This is a genomic window from Thiocystis violacea (genome assembly GCF_016583575.1).
GTDB classification, from domain to species: domain Bacteria; phylum Pseudomonadota; class Gammaproteobacteria; order Chromatiales; family Chromatiaceae; genus Thiocystis; species Thiocystis violacea.
Window position 1 is genome coordinate 1 of sequence record NZ_NRRG01000186.1, and the last position, 515, is coordinate 515.

Sequence of the window (515 nt, forward strand, 5' to 3'; positions counted from 1 at the left end):
CATCACCGTGCGCAGCAAGCTGCCCGGCGTGAAGCCCTACGAGATCGTGCCCTCGAGCGGGGCACGCGACCCGTCGCAGCCCGGCGACCCCTCGGGCCAGCGGGTCTGGCACATGCTTTCGTTCTGAGCGTGAAGACCTTGCGAGACACCCGCCCCGCAGCCGGGCGAGCGAGGCGCTGAAGTGGCGGTCTACACCGAAGTCGGCTTCGCCGAAGCCGATGCCCTGCTCCGCAGCCTCGATCTGGGCGCGCTCAGCGACCTGCGCGGCATCCGCTCGGGCATCGAGAACACCAACTACTACGCCACCACGGCCCAGGGCCAGTGGGTGATCACGCTGTTCGAGCGCCTGTCGCGCGCCGAACTGCCCTACTACCTGCAGCTGATGCAGCACCTGGCGCAGCACGGCATCCCGGTACCGGCGCCGCAGGCCGGCGCCGGCGGCGAACTGCTGCACACGCTGGCGCACAAGCCGGCCGCCGTCGTCACCCGGCTGCCCGGCAGCCACCGCCTGGCGC

1 protein-coding gene is annotated in these 515 nt (G+C 71.5%); it reads left to right on the forward strand.

Annotated features, from left to right (window positions below; translation table 11 throughout):
• Positions 1 to 181 precede the first annotated feature (181 nt).
• On the forward strand, positions 182 to 515 hold a 334-nt coding region (locus tag CKO27_RS24110), incomplete at its 3' end, for a phosphotransferase (RefSeq protein WP_200377430.1).